This is a genomic window from Pararhizobium sp. (genome assembly GCF_035497515.1).
In the GTDB taxonomy this organism is placed as follows: domain Bacteria; phylum Pseudomonadota; class Alphaproteobacteria; order Rhizobiales; family Rhizobiaceae; genus Pararhizobium.
On the sequence record NZ_DATJDJ010000109.1, the window covers coordinates 1 to 18,938 of the forward strand.

20 protein-coding genes are annotated in these 18,938 nt (G+C 61.5%); 11 read left to right on the forward strand and 9 right to left on the reverse strand.

Going from position 1 to position 18,938, the window contains the following annotated elements:
* The coding region (locus VL202_RS11370) for a DEAD/DEAH box helicase family protein (RefSeq protein WP_325464229.1) at positions 1-3,094 on the forward strand (3,094 nt) is incomplete at its 5' end.
* A gap of 167 nt (positions 3,095-3,261) precedes the next feature.
* On the opposite strand, the gene VL202_RS11375 is transcribed toward VL202_RS11370, so the two are convergent.
* A complete protein-coding gene (locus tag VL202_RS11375) occupies positions 3,262-3,504 on the reverse strand; it encodes a hypothetical protein (protein ID WP_325464230.1) in 243 nt (80 codons plus the stop codon).
* 532 nt (positions 3,505-4,036) lie between these two features.
* Between VL202_RS11375 and VL202_RS11380 the strand changes: the two genes are divergently transcribed.
* Together VL202_RS11380 and VL202_RS11385 are read left to right on the forward strand one after the other, a co-directional pair.
* Complete coding sequence (locus tag VL202_RS11380) at positions 4,037-5,794, forward strand: ParB N-terminal domain-containing protein (RefSeq protein ID WP_325464231.1); 1,758 nt, start codon at positions 4,037-4,039, stop codon at positions 5,792-5,794.
* Complete coding sequence (locus VL202_RS11385) at positions 5,791-6,684, forward strand: DUF7007 domain-containing protein (protein ID WP_325464232.1); 894 nt, start codon at positions 5,791-5,793, stop codon at positions 6,682-6,684. The genes VL202_RS11380 and VL202_RS11385 overlap by 4 nt, the downstream gene beginning before the upstream one ends.
* Positions 6,685-6,716: 32 nt before the next feature.
* Here VL202_RS11385 and VL202_RS11390 read toward each other — a convergent pair whose 3' ends face one another.
* Positions 6,717-6,854: a hypothetical protein gene (locus tag VL202_RS11390; RefSeq protein ID WP_325464233.1), complete on the reverse strand. Its 138-nt coding sequence runs from the start codon at positions 6,852-6,854 to the stop codon at positions 6,717-6,719.
* A 519-nt stretch (positions 6,855-7,373) separates the two neighbouring features.
* Between VL202_RS11390 and VL202_RS11395 the strand changes: the two genes are divergently transcribed.
* From VL202_RS11395 to VL202_RS11405, 3 genes are read left to right on the forward strand one after another with little or no spacing between them, the layout of a single operon-like run.
* Entirely contained in the window at positions 7,374-7,961 is a 588-nt protein-coding gene (locus VL202_RS11395; protein ID WP_325464234.1) for a hypothetical protein, read from the forward strand.
* A gap of 57 nt (positions 7,962-8,018) precedes the next feature.
* Positions 8,019-8,183, forward strand: coding sequence for a hypothetical protein (locus tag VL202_RS11400; RefSeq protein ID WP_325464235.1), 165 nt, complete (start codon positions 8,019-8,021; stop codon positions 8,181-8,183).
* 56 nt (positions 8,184-8,239) lie between these two features.
* Positions 8,240-9,163, forward strand: a complete 924-nt coding sequence (locus VL202_RS11405) for an ArdC family protein (protein WP_325464236.1) — start codon at positions 8,240-8,242, stop codon at positions 9,161-9,163.
* A 3-nt stretch (positions 9,164-9,166) separates the two neighbouring features.
* Here the strand turns inward: VL202_RS11405 and VL202_RS11410 are convergent, their stop codons facing one another.
* Entirely contained in the window at positions 9,167-9,340 is a 174-nt protein-coding gene (locus VL202_RS11410) for a hypothetical protein (RefSeq protein WP_325464237.1), read from the reverse strand.
* 453 nt (positions 9,341-9,793) lie between these two features.
* Here VL202_RS11410 and VL202_RS11415 point away from each other — a divergent pair, with 453 nt between their 5' ends.
* Both VL202_RS11415 and VL202_RS11420 read left to right on the forward strand, forming a co-directional pair.
* Positions 9,794-10,102, forward strand: coding sequence for a DUF736 domain-containing protein (locus VL202_RS11415; RefSeq protein ID WP_325464238.1), 309 nt, complete (start codon positions 9,794-9,796; stop codon positions 10,100-10,102).
* A 330-nt stretch (positions 10,103-10,432) separates the two neighbouring features.
* Positions 10,433-10,603, forward strand: coding sequence for a hypothetical protein (locus VL202_RS11420; RefSeq protein WP_325464239.1), 171 nt, complete (start codon positions 10,433-10,435; stop codon positions 10,601-10,603).
* Between the two features lie 154 nt (positions 10,604-10,757).
* On the opposite strand, the gene VL202_RS11425 is transcribed toward VL202_RS11420, so the two are convergent.
* Positions 10,758-11,948 carry an NnrS family protein gene (locus VL202_RS11425; protein ID WP_325464240.1) on the reverse strand — a complete coding sequence of 397 codons (1,191 nt, stop codon included), beginning with the start codon at positions 11,946-11,948 and terminating at the stop codon, positions 10,758-10,760.
* A gap of 208 nt (positions 11,949-12,156) precedes the next feature.
* Here VL202_RS11425 and VL202_RS11430 point away from each other — a divergent pair, with 208 nt between their 5' ends.
* From VL202_RS11430 to VL202_RS11440, 3 genes are all read left to right on the forward strand, one after another.
* A complete protein-coding gene (locus VL202_RS11430; protein WP_325464241.1) occupies positions 12,157-12,309 on the forward strand; it encodes a hypothetical protein in 153 nt (50 codons plus the stop codon).
* Between the two features lie 270 nt (positions 12,310-12,579).
* Positions 12,580-14,253 carry a dihydroxy-acid dehydratase gene (gene ilvD / locus VL202_RS11435; RefSeq protein ID WP_325464242.1) on the forward strand — a complete coding sequence of 558 codons (1,674 nt, stop codon included), beginning with the start codon at positions 12,580-12,582 and terminating at the stop codon, positions 14,251-14,253.
* Between the two features lie 103 nt (positions 14,254-14,356).
* Positions 14,357-14,716, forward strand: a complete 360-nt coding sequence (locus VL202_RS11440) for a hypothetical protein (protein ID WP_325464243.1) — start codon at positions 14,357-14,359, stop codon at positions 14,714-14,716.
* A 404-nt stretch (positions 14,717-15,120) separates the two neighbouring features.
* Here the strand turns inward: VL202_RS11440 and VL202_RS11445 are convergent, their stop codons facing one another.
* From VL202_RS11445 to VL202_RS11465, 5 genes are all read right to left on the reverse strand, one after another.
* Positions 15,121-15,558, reverse strand: a complete 438-nt coding sequence (locus VL202_RS11445; RefSeq protein ID WP_050746871.1) for a pseudoazurin — start codon at positions 15,556-15,558, stop codon at positions 15,121-15,123.
* A gap of 389 nt (positions 15,559-15,947) precedes the next feature.
* Entirely contained in the window at positions 15,948-16,937 is a 990-nt protein-coding gene (locus VL202_RS11450; protein WP_325464244.1) for an FAD:protein FMN transferase, read from the reverse strand.
* Positions 16,930-17,499: a nitrous oxide reductase accessory protein NosL gene (locus VL202_RS11455; RefSeq protein WP_325464245.1), complete on the reverse strand. Its 570-nt coding sequence runs from the start codon at positions 17,497-17,499 to the stop codon at positions 16,930-16,932. The genes VL202_RS11450 and VL202_RS11455 overlap by 8 nt, the downstream gene beginning before the upstream one ends.
* Positions 17,496-18,323: an ABC transporter permease gene (locus VL202_RS11460; RefSeq protein WP_325464246.1), complete on the reverse strand. Its 828-nt coding sequence runs from the start codon at positions 18,321-18,323 to the stop codon at positions 17,496-17,498. Before VL202_RS11460 ends, VL202_RS11455 begins: the two co-directional genes overlap by 4 nt.
* On the reverse strand, positions 18,320-18,938 hold a 619-nt coding region (locus VL202_RS11465; protein WP_325464247.1), incomplete at its 5' end, for an ABC transporter ATP-binding protein. The genes VL202_RS11460 and VL202_RS11465, both read right to left, overlap by 4 nt.

Here is an 18,938-nt window from a genome sequence, read left to right on the forward strand (position 1 = left end):
GACGGCAGACGGATATCTCTCAGGGGCCGTCCGCACAAAGCTCGCCGCCGCGCAGGCTGCCGCAGAGCTCGACCCGTCATATGAGCGTAATGTCCGCGCGCTTCTAGATGTTCAGCCGGCTGATCTCCGGCCATCCGACATCACAGCCCGCCTCGGCGCCCCGTGGATCCCGGCCGCCGATGTCGTGGCCTTCGTCAGGCAAAAGATGGAGGCGGAAATCCGCATCCATCATATGCCGGAGCTTGGTTCATGGACCGTGGAGGCCCGTCAACTCGGCTATAGCGCCGCCGGCACCTCAGAATGGGGTACCAGCCGCCGCCATGCAGGCGATCTGCTCGCCGATGCGCTGAATAGCCGGGTCCCTCAAATCTTCGACGTCTTCAAGGATGTCGACGGCGAGCGCCGGGTTCTCAATGTCGTCGATACGGAAGCCGCACGCGATAAGCTGCAGAGGATCAAGCAGGCGTTTCAGGACTGGGTCTGGACCGATCCAGATCGCACCGACCGGCTGACCCGCGACTACAATGACCGCTTCAACAATATCGCGCCGCGGAAATTCGACGGCTCCCACCTGAAACTTCCTGGCGCCTCTGGCGCCTTTGTTCTTTATGGGCATCAGAAACGCGGCATCTGGCGGATCATTGCCGATGGCTCGACCTATCTTGCCCATGCTGTCGGCGCCGGTAAGACGATGACGATGGCGGCGGCCATCATGGAGCAGCGCCGGCTTGGACTGATCGCCAAGGCCATGCTGGTCGTGCCTGGCCATTGCCTGGCGCAGGCCGCCCGCGAGTTTTTAGGCCTCTATCCGAATGCCCGCATTCTCGTCGCTGACGAAACCAACTTCACCAAAGACAAGCGTGCTCGCTTCCTGTCACGGGCGGCAACCGCGACCTGGGACGCGATCATCATCACGCATTCGGCGTTCCGTTTCATCGCCGTGCCGTCGGCCTTCGAGCAACAGATGATCCAGGGCGAGCTGCAGCTCTACGAGGATCTGCTCACCAAGGTCGATAGCGAGGACCGCGTTTCGCGCAAGCGCCTCGAGCGGCTGAAGGAAGGTCTGCAGGAACGGCTCGAAGGTCTCGCCACCAGAAAGGATGATCTTCTCACCATCTCGGAAATTGGTATCGACCAGATCGTCGTCGACGAGGCGCAGGAATTCCGCAAGCTGTCCTTCGCCACCAACATGTCGACGCTGAAGGGCATCGACCCGAATGGCTCGCAGCGCGCCTGGGATCTCTATGTGAAGTCCCGCTACATCGAGACGCGGAACCCCGGCCGCGCGCTCGTGCTCGCCTCTGGCACGCCGATCACCAATACTCTCGGGGAGATGTTCTCCATCCAGCGCCTGCTTGGGGCTGCAGCTCTATCTGAACGCGGACTGCACGAGTTCGACGCCTGGGCATCGTGCTTCGGCGACACGACCACCGAACTCGAAATCCAGCCATCGGGAAAATACAAGCCGGTCAGCCGCTTTGCTTCCTTCGTCAACGTGCCGGAGCTGATCGCCATGTTCCGCTCGTTTGCCGATGTGGTGATGCCGAATGACCTGCGGCAATACGTAAAGGTGCCCAACATCTCGACCGGCCGGCGGCAGATCATGACTGCCAAGCCGACGGCGCTGTTCAAGACCTATCAGCAGACCCTCGGCAGCAGGATCAAGGCGATCGAGCAGCGCGAGGGGCCTGCCAAGTCGGGCGCCGACATTCTGCTGTCCGTCATTACTGATGGGCGCCATGCGGCGATCGACCTGCGCTTCGTCATGCCGGCGGCCGACAACGAGGAGAATAACAAGCTCAATCTGCTCGTCCGCAATGCCCACCGGATCTGGAAGGTTACCGGCGAGGCCATCTATCGACGCCCCGACGGCAAAGACTTCGATCTACCAGGGGCAGCCCAGATGATCTTTTCCGATCTCGGCACGATCAATGTCGAGAAGTCCCGCGGCTTCTCGGCCTATCGGTTCATTCGCGACGAGCTGGTCCGGCTCGGTGTGCCCGCCCCGCAAATTGCCTTCATGCAGGACTACAAGAAGACCGAAGCCAAGCAGCGACTGTTCGGCGATGTCAGGGCCGGCAAGGTTCGTTTCCTGATCGGCTCGTCGGAAACTATGGGCACGGGCGTCAACGCCCAGCTTCGGCTGAAGGCGCTCCATCACCTCGATGTGCCATGGCTGCCGTCGCAGATCGAGCAACGCGAGGGTCGCATCGTCCGCCAGGGCAACCAGCACGACGAGGTCGATATCTTCGCCTATGCGACGGAAGGCTCGTTGGATGCCAGCATGTGGCAGAACAATGAGCGCAAAGCCCGGTTCATTGCCGCGGCCCTGTCTGGCGACACCTCGATCAGGCGACTGGAGGATGTTGGTGAAGGGGCGGCCAACCAGTTCGCCATGGCCAAGGCGATCGCATCCGGCGATGAACGGTTGATGCAGAAGGCAGGCCTGGAAGCCGATATCGCACGGCTCGAACGGCTGCGGGCCGCCCACGAGGACGATCAACACGCCGTCCGCCGGCAGATGCGAGAAGCAGAACGCGAAATCGAGCTCTCGACCCGGCGGATTGAGGAAATCGGCCAGGACATCGCGCGGCTACAGTCGACCACAGGCGATGCCTTCATCATGACGGTGCTCGGTAAAGAACATGCCGAGCGCAAGGAGGCCGGTCGCGCGCTGATGAAGGAAATCCTCACGCTTCTGCAGCTTCAGCATGAGGGGCAGGTGCATCTGGCCACGATCGGCGGCTTCGATTTCGTCTATGAGGGTGAGCGGTTCGGTAAGGGCGACGGCTATCGCTATGAGACGCTGCTGCAGCGCACTGGCGTAAGTCAAGAGATCGAGCTTGCAATCACGGTCACTCCATCATGCGCCATCTCACGGCTGGAGCATGGACTCAATGTGTTCGATCAGGAGCAGCGTCAGTATCGGCGACGTCTCGAAGAAGCCGGGCGCCGGCTGGCCTCATACCGTTCGCGAGACGGAGGAGCGTTCGCGTTTGCTGACGACCTGAAGGAGAAAAGGCGCGATCTACGTGACATCGAAACTCAACTGGCAGCAGATCTGGACAGCGAGACCATCGCCGCCGCCGCATAGCTGCATTGCACAACAATTGTCTTCCGATTGGCCTAAATCAGGCATAAAGCCTGCAGCTGATGCATATGGCGGTCTCCTCCCAGTTCCGCCGCAGTAGCTGTTCCCCTCTGGAGGTCGAAGATCTCCACACTTTATGGGCCGCGGTTTACTCCGTCGGCCCTTTTTTCCTACACATTATCATCCAAAGATATCTCGTCCTGGCCAAGCTGACGACCACGGTGCTGTTCTTCCTTGAGAGAAAAGCTGTCGCGATAGCGCTCGCGCATCGTACGCATGTCGATGTCGCCACTGATCCATGCATCCAGCAGAGCCATAAAGATTGGGTCCTCGTCGATCGGCGTACCACGGGACTTCGCGCGATTGATGGCGCGGTGTGCGATGGCCCTCCGGGTTTCAGGATCTGTACTCATCTTTCCTCGACTGGCACACTTGGACGGGGCGACATTTATCAGCGAGTGTTCACGGTCGCGACTTGAATTTTTCCGCCATCAACAATATCTGAGCATCACTTCCCGTTCAGATGATGTCCTGCCGCCGCAATCGCTGTGGTTTTCGACGTCGTCCGGGATCTTAAAGGGCGCTCCCCTCGCGGGTCGAGCGCCCTTTTGCGTTTCTGTTTCCGGTCGAGGTTTTGTATGTCGTTCGCGCCTCGGCGTACGCGGACCGCATTTGTAATGAAGAAACGGAAAAGAAGGAGGAGGGAAAGAACCCGTCGCCGATCGGTCCTCCTGCCGACGCGTACGCTCAACCGCCGCCTGCGCCATCCCGGCCACTCGTTCTTCGCAGGGCTGTCAGCCCCGCTTGTCCTTCGCAGCAGTGATGCTCGGTCGCAGTTGCGTCAGTCCGGCCGTTCGGCGGTCCGGGAGGTGTCTTCGAGAACAATGAAGACAGGAAGGGCTGGCATGGCGCCGGTCCGAAACCCTCCAGACAAGGACAAATCCCATGCAGATCACCAAGGTTGACCCGCGCGCGCTGAAGGAAAACCCCGACCGGATGCGCCAGTCGAAGTCCTCGCCGCAGGCCGATGCGCTGATGCTGGCGACGATCAAGGCCGTCGGCATCGTCCAGCCGCCGGTGGTCGCGCCGGAAACCGATGGCGGAAACGGCTATATCATTGACGCCGGCCATCGCCGCGTCCGCCTCGCCATCGCCGCAGGCCTCGAAGAAATCGAAATCCTCGTCGTTGATGCAGCCAACGACAATGGCGCGATGCGTTCCATGGTCGAAAACAGCGTTCGCGAAGCGCTCAACCCCGTCGACCAATGGCGAGGTATTGAACGCCTTGTTGCTCTTGGCTGGACCGAGGAAGCGATCGCCGTCGCTCTCGCTCTTCCTGTCCGCCAGATCCGCAAGCTGCGTCTGCTCGCCAATGTGCTTCCAGCGATGCTGGAGCAGATGGCGCTGGGTGACATGCCGTCCGAGCAGCAGTTGCGGGTGATCGCAGCGGCGGGCCAGGTCGACCAAAAGGAGGTCTGGAAAGCGCACAAGCCCAAGAAGGGCGACACGGCTCCATGGTGGCAGATCGCAAATTCCCTGACGAAGAAGCGCATGTATGCCAGGGACGCGAGCTTCGGCGATGATCTGGCTCAGGCCTACGGCATCGAATGGGTGGAGGATCTCTTCGCACCGGCTGACGAGGACGGCCACTACACCACCAATGTCGAGGGCTTTCTCGGCGCCCAGCATGAGTGGATGACGAGCAACCTGCCGAAGCGCGGCGCAATCGTCGAGGTCAACAGCTGGGGCCAGCCGGAGCTGCCGAAGAAGGGATCCCAAGTTTACGGCAAGCCGTCCAAGTCCGACCATACGGCGCTCTACCTCGATCGCGACGGCAAGGTCCAGACGGTACATTACCGCATGCCCGAGGTGGCGAAGCCGGAGGGTGCTATTGGCGACGGATCGGTCACTGGCGGCGATGACGCCGACGCAGTCGCCACGCCGAAAGTCCGGCCCGACGTCACCCAGAAGGGCCATGACATGATCGGTGATTTCCGCACCGACGCCCTGCACGATGCACTCGGTCGCGCGCCGATCGAGGACGACATGCTGATGGCGCTGATGGTCCTGGCTTTCTCTGGCCAGAATGTCCGCGTCGACTCCGGTGCAGACGGGACCTTCTACGGCGGCAAGCGCTTCTCGCGCCACGCGGTCGGATTGTTTGACGAGCATGGCAAGCTCGCCTTCGATCAGGATAGCCTTCGGGTTGCGGTCCGCTCCGTGCTGATCGACGTCCTCTCTTGCCGGCGGGGCATGTCGAACAGTGGCATGGTCTCGCGCATTGCCGGTGAGGCTATCGGCGCCGACGAGTTTCTGCCGAACATGGGCTCGGAGGACTTCCTCTTATGCCTGTCGCGTCAGGCGCTGGAAGCGTCTTGCGTCGAGGCATCGGTCCAGACGCGCGCGAAGGTCCGGGAAACTCGTGCAGCGCTCGTCGAGCATTTCGCAACTAAGCACTTCGTCCATCCCTCGGCCCGCTTCGCGCCGCCTGCCGACGAGTTGCTCGAGTGGATCCGGGCAGGCGCGGCCACGGGTTTCGTCGACGAGAGGCCTCAGGATGACGGGGACAGCGATATCGATGATCCATCGGTAGATCAGCCAGAACACGATACCGACGATTTGGTTGAAGGCGAGCCGCAGAATGCGGATTTGCCGGGTCATGATGAGTATGATGAAGACGTCGATCAGAGGGCTGCAGCATGACCGCCGCCCTCCAGTCGAAAATTGCAAACTCCACCCCCGATCTTTCGGGGGTGGAGTTCGCCACCAGTGCAGACGGCTTATCCCTCGCCCGCATCGGTGACCTGGTCCTTGCCATGGTCACGTCACCCAGCGGCTTTGCTTTTGTTGCAAGTGCCGGTGCGATCCGTGGGCCGCTGGTAGAGCTAAAGCGCGCCGATTTCATCGGGCATGACGGCCGGGTTGTCGATGAGGCCGAGTTCCGGGAGCGTGTCGCCGAGACCGCCGGTCATAGACGCGATCTGGCCAAGCTGCACCGCGTGCAGACCCCCATTTCGGCAAGCACCCCGTGGGGCGCATCGCAGATGGCGGTTACCTATGCCGAGGGCGTCGTCGCTCACATGACCTCAGGGCATGGTGGTTTCCACCTCTCGGCCGATCGCAACGCCAAGGTCCATCCTCTGCTACGGAAGGACACGCCCTGGTACGAGGAAGATTGCGAATGGGCGATCGTGGCGATCAGCTTTCCGGACCTGTTCACCGCCTACGAGCGGTCGATGGCAGAAAAGACCATCCGCAATACCTGGCCCGACGTCTGGGAGAAAATCCATGGCCGCACGCTCGCCGAGGGTGAGAGCTGGGCTATTGATGGCCGGGCTTTCGATCAACGCCATGCGGCGGACTACATCGTTATGTCGGCAATCTTGTCCGATCAGCGCCCCGGCATGACGGAGGTCGTGGCAAAGATCGGCGGAGGTCATATCCGGGATGGTGAAGAACGCCGCTTTCTGGTGGCAAGCGACGAATATGCGGGGCGGGGGCAGTTCGGCTTCGTCATCGATCTCGGTCGCCACACTGAATATGACGGGCCGTCTTCCTTCATCGGCTGGCGAAGCCGGGAGGATGGGTCATGATCGACGTCCGCCTCTTGAGGCCGCTGGCGAAATCAATCGACGCCCGGCGCGAAGCCCAGCGGCATCTCGATTGTCTGACCCGTCAGATTGCCGCGCGAGCCGGGAGACAGGCAACCACGGTGAAAGTCCGGAGCCGCGCGCGGCGCCGGTCCAGTCCCCGTCTCTACCATCGGGAGCTCTTCGACCGCTTTGCCTTCGAGCGCTGGGTCGAACTCGACACGATCGTCTGCAGCCTGGCGACGCAGGAGCAGTCATCGGGGCGTTCCAGCATCGCGACCGCGAGCCTGTGCTTCATCCGGCGAAATGGGAGGACCCGAGGCGAAAGGACCTGGCGATGTCCTACCCGGCTTCGTTGTCATCGTCATGGTGGGCTTGGCCATGTCTGTCGCCTGCCTTGGGAGTGATATCGGACCCGTGCCGGACTGCCCTTCTTGTTCGCTGCGGTCTGAACCGGCGGCCTGTCGTTTCAAGGCCGCTATCGCGCCGCAGGGCGGCTGATCCAGCCTCTCTGCGCGAGGGCAGGCTCGCGGTCTTCTCAGGTCAAGACCTGCTGGCCCGCAACCCTGCCCTGCTGGCTCAGCCGGATCGGACCTGTGAAGCCGCCGTCCCTTGCCGGTTCCTAGTCGTCCGCATCGAAGGGCAGACCGGCACGGGCCGGAACCGCTTCGGAAGCCACGGAAGGAACAGACATGGCCAAGCCCTCTACCCCAAATCGCTCCAACGCCAGGTCGTCGCAATCACGCCGCGCTACCACCCTCGAAATGGTCCGCCTCTCCTGCCCTGACGCCACCCAGGCGTTCAAGATCGCGACAAGCTTCGGTACAACAGTCGTCGACAGCGATGGCATCCGTAGCCTCCATGAGCGGCTGATCGTCGAGACCGCTGAAAGCCTCTCGGAAGGCCTCGGCGAGAAGGCGATGCAGATCCACCTGCAGCGCATTGTCGGGGCCTTTGTCGGATCCGCTCATGGCGCCGGGCAATTCTACTCCCGGGCCGTCACAGAGGCGCGCGACGCAACGGCCAAGGCGTCGAATGACACTCGTGACGAGGACCTCGACGGTCCGGTCGGATACGATAGTGCCGCCCAGCGCAAGCGGGAGTTCGCGGCCGACATTGGTGTCCAGTCCCACGCGCTGCGCATGGCGGCCGAGGGCGCAGTCGCCGCCTATGAACAAGTCATCGGCGAGGCGTGGAAGCCCTTCGACCGGCCGGTCGAAAATCCGGGCGCATCGCTCGACCGCAAGGCGGCCGAAGCTCAGTTGGCCGCTTTCGGATAATACGAACGGCGGGGTCGTACCCCGCCCCTTCCTTCTTGGTCCTTGGTTGGCGCCTGCATGCGCCTGCCTTTTTCTCAGGTCGAAAACGAAAGCTGGATGCGCGCCTATAGCGGCCCGTCCCGCTCGGCGGTCCTGCAGGAGCCGGGCGCCCATGCAACGGCTTCGCCGCCCTCCACGCTGTTACGGCCGTTTCCGGTGCATGGCCGCACCATCGGCCCCTGACTTCGGACCTCCGTGACGGACCACGATAGGCGCGGTCCTGAGAAGGAGAAGAAGTCATGACGAGGAAAGCGGAAACGGACCGTATCGACATCTATACGCGGATCACCGATCGGATCGTTGAAGATCTCGAACAGGGCGTTCGTCCCTGGATGAAACCATGGAGCGCCGCCAACACGCATAGTCGCATCAGCAGGCCGATGCGCCACAATGGCCTCCCCTATTCCGGCATGAACGTGCTGCTCCTGTGGTCGGAGCAGGTATCGCGCGGCTTCTCCTCCTCGATGTGGATGACCTTCAAACAGGCCCTCGAACTGGGCGGGGCCGTGCGGAAAGGCGAAACGGGCTCCACGGTGGTCTTCGCCAGCCGGTTCACCAAGTCGGTGGCCGACGGAAACGGCAATGAGGTCGATCGAGAGATACCGTTCCTCAAGGCATATTCTGTCTTCAATATCGCGCAGATCGACGGTTTGCCCGACACGTATTATGCCCCGCCGACCAAGGTGCTGGATCCAGTCGAGCGAATAGAGCGCGCCGATCTCTTTTTCCGCAACACCGGCGCCGCGATCCGGCACGGCGGCAACCAGGCCTATTATTCGCCGATCATGGATTACATCCAGATGCCGCCCTTCGAGGCGTTTCGCGATGCTGCCGGGTATGCGGCCGTCCTGAGCCATGAGGCAACGCACTGGACGGCGGCGGAACATCGCGTCGGACGAGATCTTTCGCGCTATGCCAAGGACCGGACGGACCGTGCCCGAGAAGAACTCATTGCTGAGCTCGGTAGCTGCTTCCTCTGCGCCGATCTCGGCATCGCACCGGAGCTCGAGCCGCGGCCGGATCATGCGTCCTATCTGAAGTCGTGGCTATCGGTGCTCGCCAACGACAAGCGGGCGATCTTCCAGGCCGCGGCTCATGCGCAGCGCGCTGTGAGTTTCCTACATTCCTTGCAGCCGGAAGCGGATGTAAAGGCTGCGGCCTGACGCTCAGCCGCGGTCGTCACCACCATTGGCGGCCGCGTGATCATCATCCCGTTCGTCCTTGAGACCTTGTGCGATGTCAGCATCCAGTCTTCCCCAGATTGACGGGTTTTGAGCGTCGGGTTGGGTTTTGCGGGTCGGTCTACGTTCGACGATGAACGGCTTGGTCTGCTGACGCATTGATCCTCCAGGTCGCGATTCGCGAGTGCAACGATATCTCACTGGGGAGATCGGGCAAGCGAGCCAATGTTTGCACGAACTTGTGACTCCGACTGAATCAAGCAACGATGGTCGAAGCGGGGATGGCGCAAGATGCCATTCGTGCCCGGGCGAGTGCGGCGGAGCACCATTGCCATATCCCTTCACGTCAGAGTTTCCGGCAACCCATCTGCGAGCTCGATGAGACATGTCTGACCGGAGACCGGCTGCGCCTCGATCGTCTTCCCGCAACGGCAGGCCGCAGATTTCTTACCCCGGAGCCTGCGAGCTCCTCCTCTCCCACTAACAAATCTGCGACTTGCCGCCCTCCATTTCATTGCGGCCCTATTGGGTGCGGTCCGATCGTCACCGGTCTTTTGACAGCTATCGAGGTCGCGATGGGCGCGGCCCGAACATGAGAAAAGGAATACGACAATGGCAACCATCGGCACATTCACCTCCACCGAAAACGGCTTCACCGGCTCCATCCGCACGCTCGCCCTCAACGTCAAGGCCCGCATCGCCCGGGTAGAGAACCCCTCCGACAAGGGCCCGCAGTTCCGCGTCTACGCCGGGAGCGTTGAGCTAGGTGCCGCCTGGCAGAAAACCTCCGAACAGGGCCGCGACTACCTCTCGGTCAAGCTCGATGATCCGAGCTTCCCAGCTCCGATCTACGCAACGCTCACCGAAGTTGAAGGCGAGGATGGCCTCCAGCTCATCTGGTCCCGCCCGAACCGGGACTGATTGACATCACGAGGCTCCGCCGCCGGCGGAGCCTTCTTCTCTGCCGAGAAGTCAAAGCCGGACCCGGCATCGAGCCAGCTCCGGCTTTTTTGGTGGCATACGGTGAGTGGGGGAAGCTGCTCAGAACGAGCGATCGTACCAAGCGGGTATGACGGCCCCAAGGATGAGCGGTTCCCCCAATTTACTCCACCCGCCCGTTGGGCGGTCACCGTAAATCGGCTCCCCCGCTCCCCCGCTCCCCGGCTCTGCCGGTCGCTGGCGCGATCCCTGACCCCGCCATCCTCTTCTCGGGCCGGCTGGTCATCTTTCACAAACGTCAAGGAGATGAAGATGACCTACGAACTCGAGATCCAGATTGAGGAGCTGCGGGCTGAGCTTAACAACGCATGCGACGCTGCGGAGCGCCACGAGATCCAGACCGAACTGGAACTTGCTCGGGCCGAGTTGGCAATCATCACGGCGGAACAGGACGGTAGCGTCGACGCCGAGCCGCCCTTCTGAGGGCGGCATATAACGACAGCAAACGAGAAATCATCTACATAACGATGCATAGATCGGGCTCAGTGTCTTCGTGCTGTCCGTCTGACGATGCCAATGTGTCGGAGTTCGCGCGAGATGTCTCGCGACCTCGTGTGATCCTTCGCGAAGGTCGCGATCAGACCTTTCGCTTCCAAGCGCGCGCCAGCATAGGTCCATAGACCAGTGCGAAGGTGGCGAAGGCAGATGACCAGGAGAGAGCGGACAGGACGAGCAGTTCGGAATAGATCGACATTGCAAATGGTGCGAGCACGCGAGTGGTCGCGGCCGCCATTGCCAAGCCATAGATGGCCAGCGTCGGGCGATCCGCGCGCCGTTCGCGGCCGGTATGGCTTCGGCTGGTCCGGGTCATGACCGCCAGCGTCATCATGCCGATTGCGCCGACGGCCAGTGAATGGATCGCGGCGGAACCGGACACATGCGCCGGCGAGAGGATCGAGGCGCCAAGCATGGCAAGACCGAGCGCGCACCAAAAGTAGCCGAGATGAAGGACGACCACCATGCCGTCGCTGATGACGATCCAGCCACGCCAGCGCAGCAGGCGGATAAAGAGGCCCGCGCCGGCGAGAATCAGCAAGACCCCGGTGACGGCGGACAAGGGCCAGACGACCCACAGCGCTATGCCCGCACCGGTGATACCGAGCACGGCCATATCGAAGCGACCGTAGGATGCCGGTTCCGGCTTGATCTTGTGCTGCGCCATCCAGTTGCGGGTGAAGCTTGGCACGAGCCGTCCGCCGATCAGGGCGATGAGGAAGGTGACAAGGCCGATGGCCATACGTTCCGGCGCCAGGGCGATATTCGGCACGATCATGGTGACATGAAAACCTATATTGGCGATCGCTAGTAATGATACGACGATGCAGGGCGCCACGTTGCGCCAACTGCTGGCCGCAAATTGCTCACGCCACAGCGCGCCAGCAAACACGATGAGGAACAGGGCGTCGATCAAGGCGGCTATCGAACCAAGAACGGGATAGGCGAGCATTGCCAGCCGTCCGGCCGCCCACAACAGCACTAATAGGACGATTGACCGTCCCGCGACGGGAAAGTGGCCCGTCCAGTTGGCGCCTGCAACGGTCATATACCCCACGATTACCGCGGCGGTGTAACCAAACAGCATTTCGTGCACATGCCAGTCCCGCGTGAAGATCGTGGCCGGGATTTCGCCGATACCGAGAAATGATAAGAGCCAGAGCGGTATTGTTATCGCGGCCCAGAGTGCGGCGAAAAGGAAAAAAGGGCGAAACCCGAAGCTGAACAGGGCCGGGCCGCGATAATCGCGAAGGATTTGAGCTGTCGTCTTCATGGACTGTCACAATTCTGGCAGGGTCTGCCAGCATGGCGCACCATATTGTCTCCGCCCCGCGCCAGCTATAGGAATTTCTAAACACATGTCGGTCGATCCGATGGTTTCCACATGACATTGCCCCCTTGCGGACTGAAACCCAAGCTGCATTTTCGCCTATCATGCCGCTTGCAAAGATGGGCGCGTGGCTCTGCTGGGGGAAAATGCGATGAAGCAGGGCGTAGAAGATCAGCGGTTCACGTCGATCAATAGATTTGTACAAGCCATCGCCTCCGACGATGCGCAAAAAAGCCTCCATCACGAGACCCTCATTGCGGCAGAATTTGACCGGTACCATTCAGGTGATCCTTTCAGGATGTGAAGCATCGTGCGCGCTTTTCAGAGGAGGATCAGGACCTTCTCAAGGAGTGGAGGGCGCTTGCGGCTGTCAGGACCAGGGAATTGGCGCTGGAAACGCGGTGAGCGGGCTGCCGGAGACGATGCCGGGCGGTAACGCCCTGACCGTTTGCCGTTCCGATGGCCATACGCTATGTTCAGCATATTGATTTGTGCCTGGTCCGTGCAGCGTGCGCATTCGGCGTCTCGATTGCCGACAGAGCAAGCCCCTCCCGTTTCAAGAGCAAGGTCCGATATGCCTTTTAACGAACGCTCGAAACATATAACGGAAGGGATCGCCCGCTCGCCGAACCGCGCCATGTACTATGCGCTCGGCTATGAGAAAGCCGATTTCGACAAGCCGATGATCGGCATCGCCAATGGGCATTCTACCATCACGCCCTGCAATGCCGGCCTGCAGCCGCTGGCCGACGCGGCCATCAGCGCCATCGCGGCGGCTGGGGCCAATCCGCAGACCTTCGGCACGCCCACCATTTCCGACGGCATGTCGATGGGCACCGAGGGCATGAAATATTCGCTGGTCTCACGCGAGGTGATCGCCGACTGCGTCGAGATCTCGGTGCAGGGACAATGGATGGACGGCGTGTTGGTGCTCGGCGGCTGCGACAAGAACATGCCGGGCGGTATGATCGGCATCCTGCGTGCTGACGCACCGGCGATCTATGTCTATGGCGGCACCATCAAGCCTGGCCGCTGGAAGGGGGAGGACCTTTCCATCGTCTCAGCCTTCGAGGCTGTTGGGGCCTTTATGGCCGGCACGATCGACGAGACGGATTTCGAGGGTATCGAACGTCACGCCTGCCCTTCCACGGGCTCCTGCGGCGGCATGTATACTGCCAACACCATGAGTTCCTCCTTTGAGGCACTCGGCATGTCGCTGCTCTATTCCTCTACCATGGCAAATCCCGATCATGAAAAAATCGATAGCGCGGCAGAATCCGGCCGTGTGCTGGTTGAAGCGGTCAAGCGGAATATACGTCCGCGCGATATCGTTACCCGCAAATCGATCGAGAATGCGGTGGCGCTCATCATGGCGGTGGGGGGGTCGACCAATGCGATTTTACACTATCTGGCGATAGCCCATGCCGCCCAGGTTGAGTGGACGCTTGACGATTTCGAGCGTGTGCGCCGCAAGGTGCCGGTGCTGTGCGACCTGAAGCCCTCCGGGCGGTACATGGCGGTGGACCTGCATGCCGCAGGCGGCGTGCCGCAGGTGCTGAAGATACTGCTGGATGCGGACCTAATCCATGGCGATTGCCTGACGATCACCGGCCGCACGCTTGCCGAGGAACTAGCCGATGTGCCTGCCGAACCGCGTGCTGACCAGCGTGTCATCATGCCGCTGCGGCAAGCTCTCTATCGAGAGGGGCATCTCGCTATCCTCAAGGGCAACCTTGCCGAAAACGGCGCGGTGGCCAAGATCACCGGACTGAAGAGCCCCGTGATCACAGGCCCGGCGCGGGTCTTCGACGACGAGCCTTCCGCCATGGAGGCGATACTGGCCGACCGTATCCGGCCGGGCGACGTGGTGGTGCTGCGCTATCTCGGGCCGCAGGGCGGGCCGGGCATGCCGGAAATGCTGGCGCCGACCTCGGCGCTGGTCGGCCGGGGCCTTGGCGAAAGCGTTGGGCTCATCACCGACGGCCGGTTTTCTGGAGGTACCTGGGGCATGGTCGTCGGCCATGTCACGCCAGAGGCCTATGTGGGCGGAACCATCGCGCTTGTGGAGGAGGGGGATTCTATCACCATCGACGCGCAGCGCCTGCTCCTTCGACTGGACGTGGACGCGGCCGAGATTGCCCGCCGCCGCGCGGCCTGGAAGCAACCCGAACCGCGCTACAAGCGCGGCGTGCTCGCCAAGTTCGCAGCGCTCGCCCGCCCGGCCGACGAGGGTGCGGTTACCGGATAGCTGACGGAGTCCGACGAAGATCATGAGCCATTTCGCGCTTCTTACGCTTCACCTTTTTGCCGCTATCCTGTTTGTCGGGACTGTCTTCTTCGAAGTTCTCGTTTTGGAAGGCATCCGCAAGCGGGTGGGGCCGGACGCGATGCGCAAGGTGGAAACGGAAATCGGCTGGCGGGCGCGCCGCCTGATGCCGTTCGTCATTGCGGTGCTCTACATGGCCGGCGTAACCATGGCCTGGCAATATCGCGAAGACCTCGCCCGTCCCCTTGACAGCAGTTTTGCAACACTGCTGTCGATCAAAATCGCGCTGGCGGCGAGCGTTCTGGCGCAATTCATCACGGCTGTGATCCTGGGAGCGCATGGCAAGCTGAGGTCTAGGCACACGAAAGTCATACACCTCAGCGTCTTCTTCCATGTGGTCCTCATCGTTTTCCTGGCGAAAGCGATGTTTTACATCAGCTGGTGATGATCTCGGGCGAAAAGGCCTGCTTCGCCAGACTATCGAGGGGCGCACGAGGAATCATTCCAGATCGCCAGGATCCTGTGCAAGGAAGCAGTTAGCTGATGGCGTGAGGTCTAAAGTTTCATGGTATCAGCCGAGCTTCGTAGGCTGGCTAGCCTTGAGCGATACAGAAGCTCTAGGACCTAGTAGTGGAGATCGCTTAAGAGGTGTGGGTTTTCCAGAGATTTTGCCAGCTCCCTCTCCAAAGATAGAGACACTGGCGCCGATGGCCACGGACTTTGCTCAATGCAGTTTGCAATGCTTGTCGGTACCTTTGTTGTGAACCTCATCCTCAAGCGGAATTCCGGTGAGTTTGGCCGATCGCTTGACCGGCCGTTGGTATCGTTTGGTGGCAGTTCGCACTTCCCTTACAGCTGCGACAGCGCCTTGTCGGTCCGCTCGCGCGCTTTCTTCGGCAATTTAGCCTCCTTGATCGCCTGTACATTGGCCGGGTTCTCTCCCACAACGATCACCGCAACCATACCCATACTATAATGCGGCGTGCACTTTATGACATAAACTCCGGGCGTATTGAACGTCTGCTTTACTGTTTCATTGATCTTTCCCTTGAACAGCTCTGCGCCGTCAGGAACCATGTTTTTTATGGCTTCAGCGTTGTGGCCTTTGTCCTTTGGCACAAAGGTGACAGTGTCGCCGACAGCGATTTTTGACAGAAGCGGTTCGAATACCATCACCCCATCGGAGCCCTTGTTGAGCATATCAACTTCGAAGTCCGCAGCGATCGCGCTACTGCCTATCAACACTGAGACAGCGCCTCCGATGAGAGTCGTTGCAAAAAGATTCATTATTTTCTCCTTGATATCTATTCAGCCGCACGACGGCAGCATGGGTGATGGAACTACGGGCGTGAGGCAACCCTTATCTGAACATAACAACCATGGATGCCCGTTCAACCAAAGGAAAAGCGTAAAGTTCCGCTTGGATGGCGATTTGACCAAGAAGGTAGGGCGCGATCATCAACCCTCGCGGTGATAGTCCACAGATCTCCCACCAACTGAGGTGAAGGCTTTTTCCCATCGTTGACGTGAAGCTGCCGGAGAACCAGAACTTAGGCGTTTAGGTCCTGGCAAAATGTCGATCTCGTCATCGGCGGCAGGCGGATGCGTCGGAGACGGGAAGACAATGTAAGCGTAAAAGGAATTCGAGGAAATCTGCTATATGCCGTGTGGGACGTTCAACTCCCGTATCGTCTGTGTTCACCTGACGCCAGAACAAGATCCACCATGATATCCGGCTTTCCGGCAAGGCTTGAACGGATGCTCTCCGGATCCGTCAGGCTGAAGACGGTCGAGAGCGCGTCTGCTGTCGTGGCGTCCGGCGCAACGACGCTCAGGCGCCGGTAGGCTGCGCTGGCACCGCCGTTGCGCGGGTCGAGGATATGGCCGAACCGGCGGGCGGCATCGAAATGGAAGCCGGCCGGACTGGATGTCGCGACCGCCCGGTCAATGAGATTGAGGACACTGTCGGGCCGCTCGGCGTCCTGGAGATCGGCAAGACCGACGCGCCACGGGGTGCCATCGGCCTGCCCGCCAATCGCCCGGCCTTCGCCCATGTCCACCATGCTGCTAGTGATGCCCGCATCCCGCAGTATGGAAACCACGCGGTCGGTGACATAGCCCTGGGCGATGCCGTTCAGCGTCAGCGCCATGTCCGGTCGCGTGAATACGATGCGGTCGCGGTTGAAGCGGACCGCGTCGAAGCCGACCCGACTGACCGCCCGGGCGATTGTTTCAGCCGGCGGGCCGTCGGGATCGGCGTCCGGCTCCGAGAAGTGATCGCGATAAAGCGCCCAGAGCGGCTGTATGGTCGGGTCGAAAGCGCCGCCGCTCTCATGCCAGTGATGGCGGCAGGTTTGGAGCAGCGCCACCAGGTCGGCGGGCGGTGCGGCCAGGCCGCCGACCCGGTTCAGTTCGCTGATCGCAGAGGTGCTCCTGTAGAGGCTGAAAACCTCTTCCAGCCGCGACACTTCCGTCACGACGCGGTCGACGAGACGCTGCGCCTTGCCCCTGTCCTCGTGATGCAGGATCAGCGTCGCGGGCGCACCCAGCGCCTGCCCTTTCCAGGTGACGGCATGGGTTGTCGCCCGCGCGGGTCGTATCAGGGGTAGGCCGGCGGCCGCGGCGAATATCGCAATGGCGCGGCGGCGGGTGATGATACTAGCCATTTGCCTGTCCTTTCCCGGGTTCTTCCACATTTGCCGGCGTTCTCTGTATCTCGGGATCGTCCGTCGATGACCCTAGCACATAATCGCGCGGGACCTCGCTGAAGCCGACAACGCGGCCGCCATGTTCGCCGGCGAATTTGTCGGCGGCCTCGCGCGTCGAGAATGGCACCGCCTCGTCCGTGCCCATGCCGCCGCGCAGCCCGCTACCGATCACGAAGAGAGCCGTGCGCGCATCGATCCAGTTGTCGGCTCCGGGCTCTTCCCATGTGGTTGCCTTGGCCATGTCGGACACATAGATGGCCGCGATGTCCTTGGGTTCTTCCGGCAGCATCGTGAAGGCAATCGTATCTCGCGCCGAACTGAACCAGATGGGCTCGGGGATCTGGGACATGATGACCTGGCCCTTGGGACCGGCATGTTCCAGAAGGTTCATGCCGCAATAGCGGCCCATCGCCTCCTCGGTAAGCGCGTAAGGCGCTGGCGGCGCGGCATCCTTCTCCTCACTACAGCCGGTTAAGAGAAGGCCGGTGACAAAGAGTGCGATGACGGGAGCGATCTTCATAGTTCTCTCCTTGAGAATATCATGAGCGTCAGTGCCAGCGGGGCGACGATCCAGGCGAGGAGGGCGGCAACGAGCATCGGCCCGTTAAGCCCCGTATGTCCGGCGATGCCGCCGAGCCCCGAAAGCGCGCCCGCCTCTCCCGAGCCCAGATTGAGCAGTCGGTAGGCATCGGTCGGGTTGAGAACAAGCAGGGCATCGAGAAGACCCGTCGGCAGTGCCCGGCCCTCGGCCGCCACCAGCACGCCGAGCAGGGCCATGTCGTAGATCAGCACGAAGAACAGCCAGACGCCGATCGCGATGCCGCCGGCCGTGCTCCGCTCGCGGGAAAGCGCGCTCGTTACATAACCGATTGCGATGAATACCATGCCGAGCAAGATCGATGAAGCGATCATCACCAGGAAGGCCCACCAACTCGCCGGGCCGATTTCGGTTCCGGTCATCGCCAGTGCCGCAGCCGCCGTGCCGTAGCCGAACAGGGTGGCGAAGGCGAGGATCGCCAGATGGCCGAGAAACTTGCCGAAGATGATCTGCCGCCGGCCGATCGGGTAACTGATCAGCAGCAGCATCGTGCCGCGTTCTATTTCGCCGACGATCGCATCATGCGCCAGCAGCAGCGCAATCAGCGGCACCAGGAATATGGTCAGGCTCGACAGGCTGACGATGACAACGTCGAGCTGGTTGACGCCGACATTGCCGGTCGGCGCGCTGCCGAGGAAGGACAGAGTGAGCGCAAGCGCCGCCAGCAGCAGCGTGGTGGCCAGCACCCAGCGGTTCCGCAGGCCCTCCTGGATTTCCTTGCGCGCCACGATCAATATATTGTTCATCGCATCATCCCCCGCCCGCCGAGGAAATGGGCGTAAAGTTCATCCAGCGTCGGCTCCACCACATGCAACGCCGCAACCGCGGCGGGATCGGCCGTGACGTCCCTGAGGATCGAGATTTTGTTTTCGGGCGCGACCTCCGCCTCGAAGGTGCGGTCCCTGACAGCCTTCCAGGCGACCTGCGCGCCGTTCGGGGTGGTTATCCCCGCGCCGTCCGCCAGCGTGACGCTGATCCGGGTCGGCAGGCGGGCGATGCCGCGCAGCTTCTCCAGCGTGCCGTCGGCGATCGCCACACCCTCGTTGACGATGATCACCCGGTCAGTGCGATCTTCGAGTTCGGTCAGCGCATGCGAGGACAGCAGGATCGTCGTACCTGCTGAGCGCAGGCCGGATACCAGTTCATAAAAATTTCGTCTCAACGCCGGATCGAGCCCGCTGGTGGGCTCGTCGAGCAGCAGCACGCGCGGCGAACCGAGTAGCGCCTGGGCCAGCCCGAGCCGCTGCCGCATGCCCTTGGAATAGGTCCGGACCGCGCGGTCGGCCGCAGCAGGCGCAAGTCCGACGCGCTCGAACAGGCCCGCTATGTCCGACACATCCACACGTTTCAGCCGTGCATAG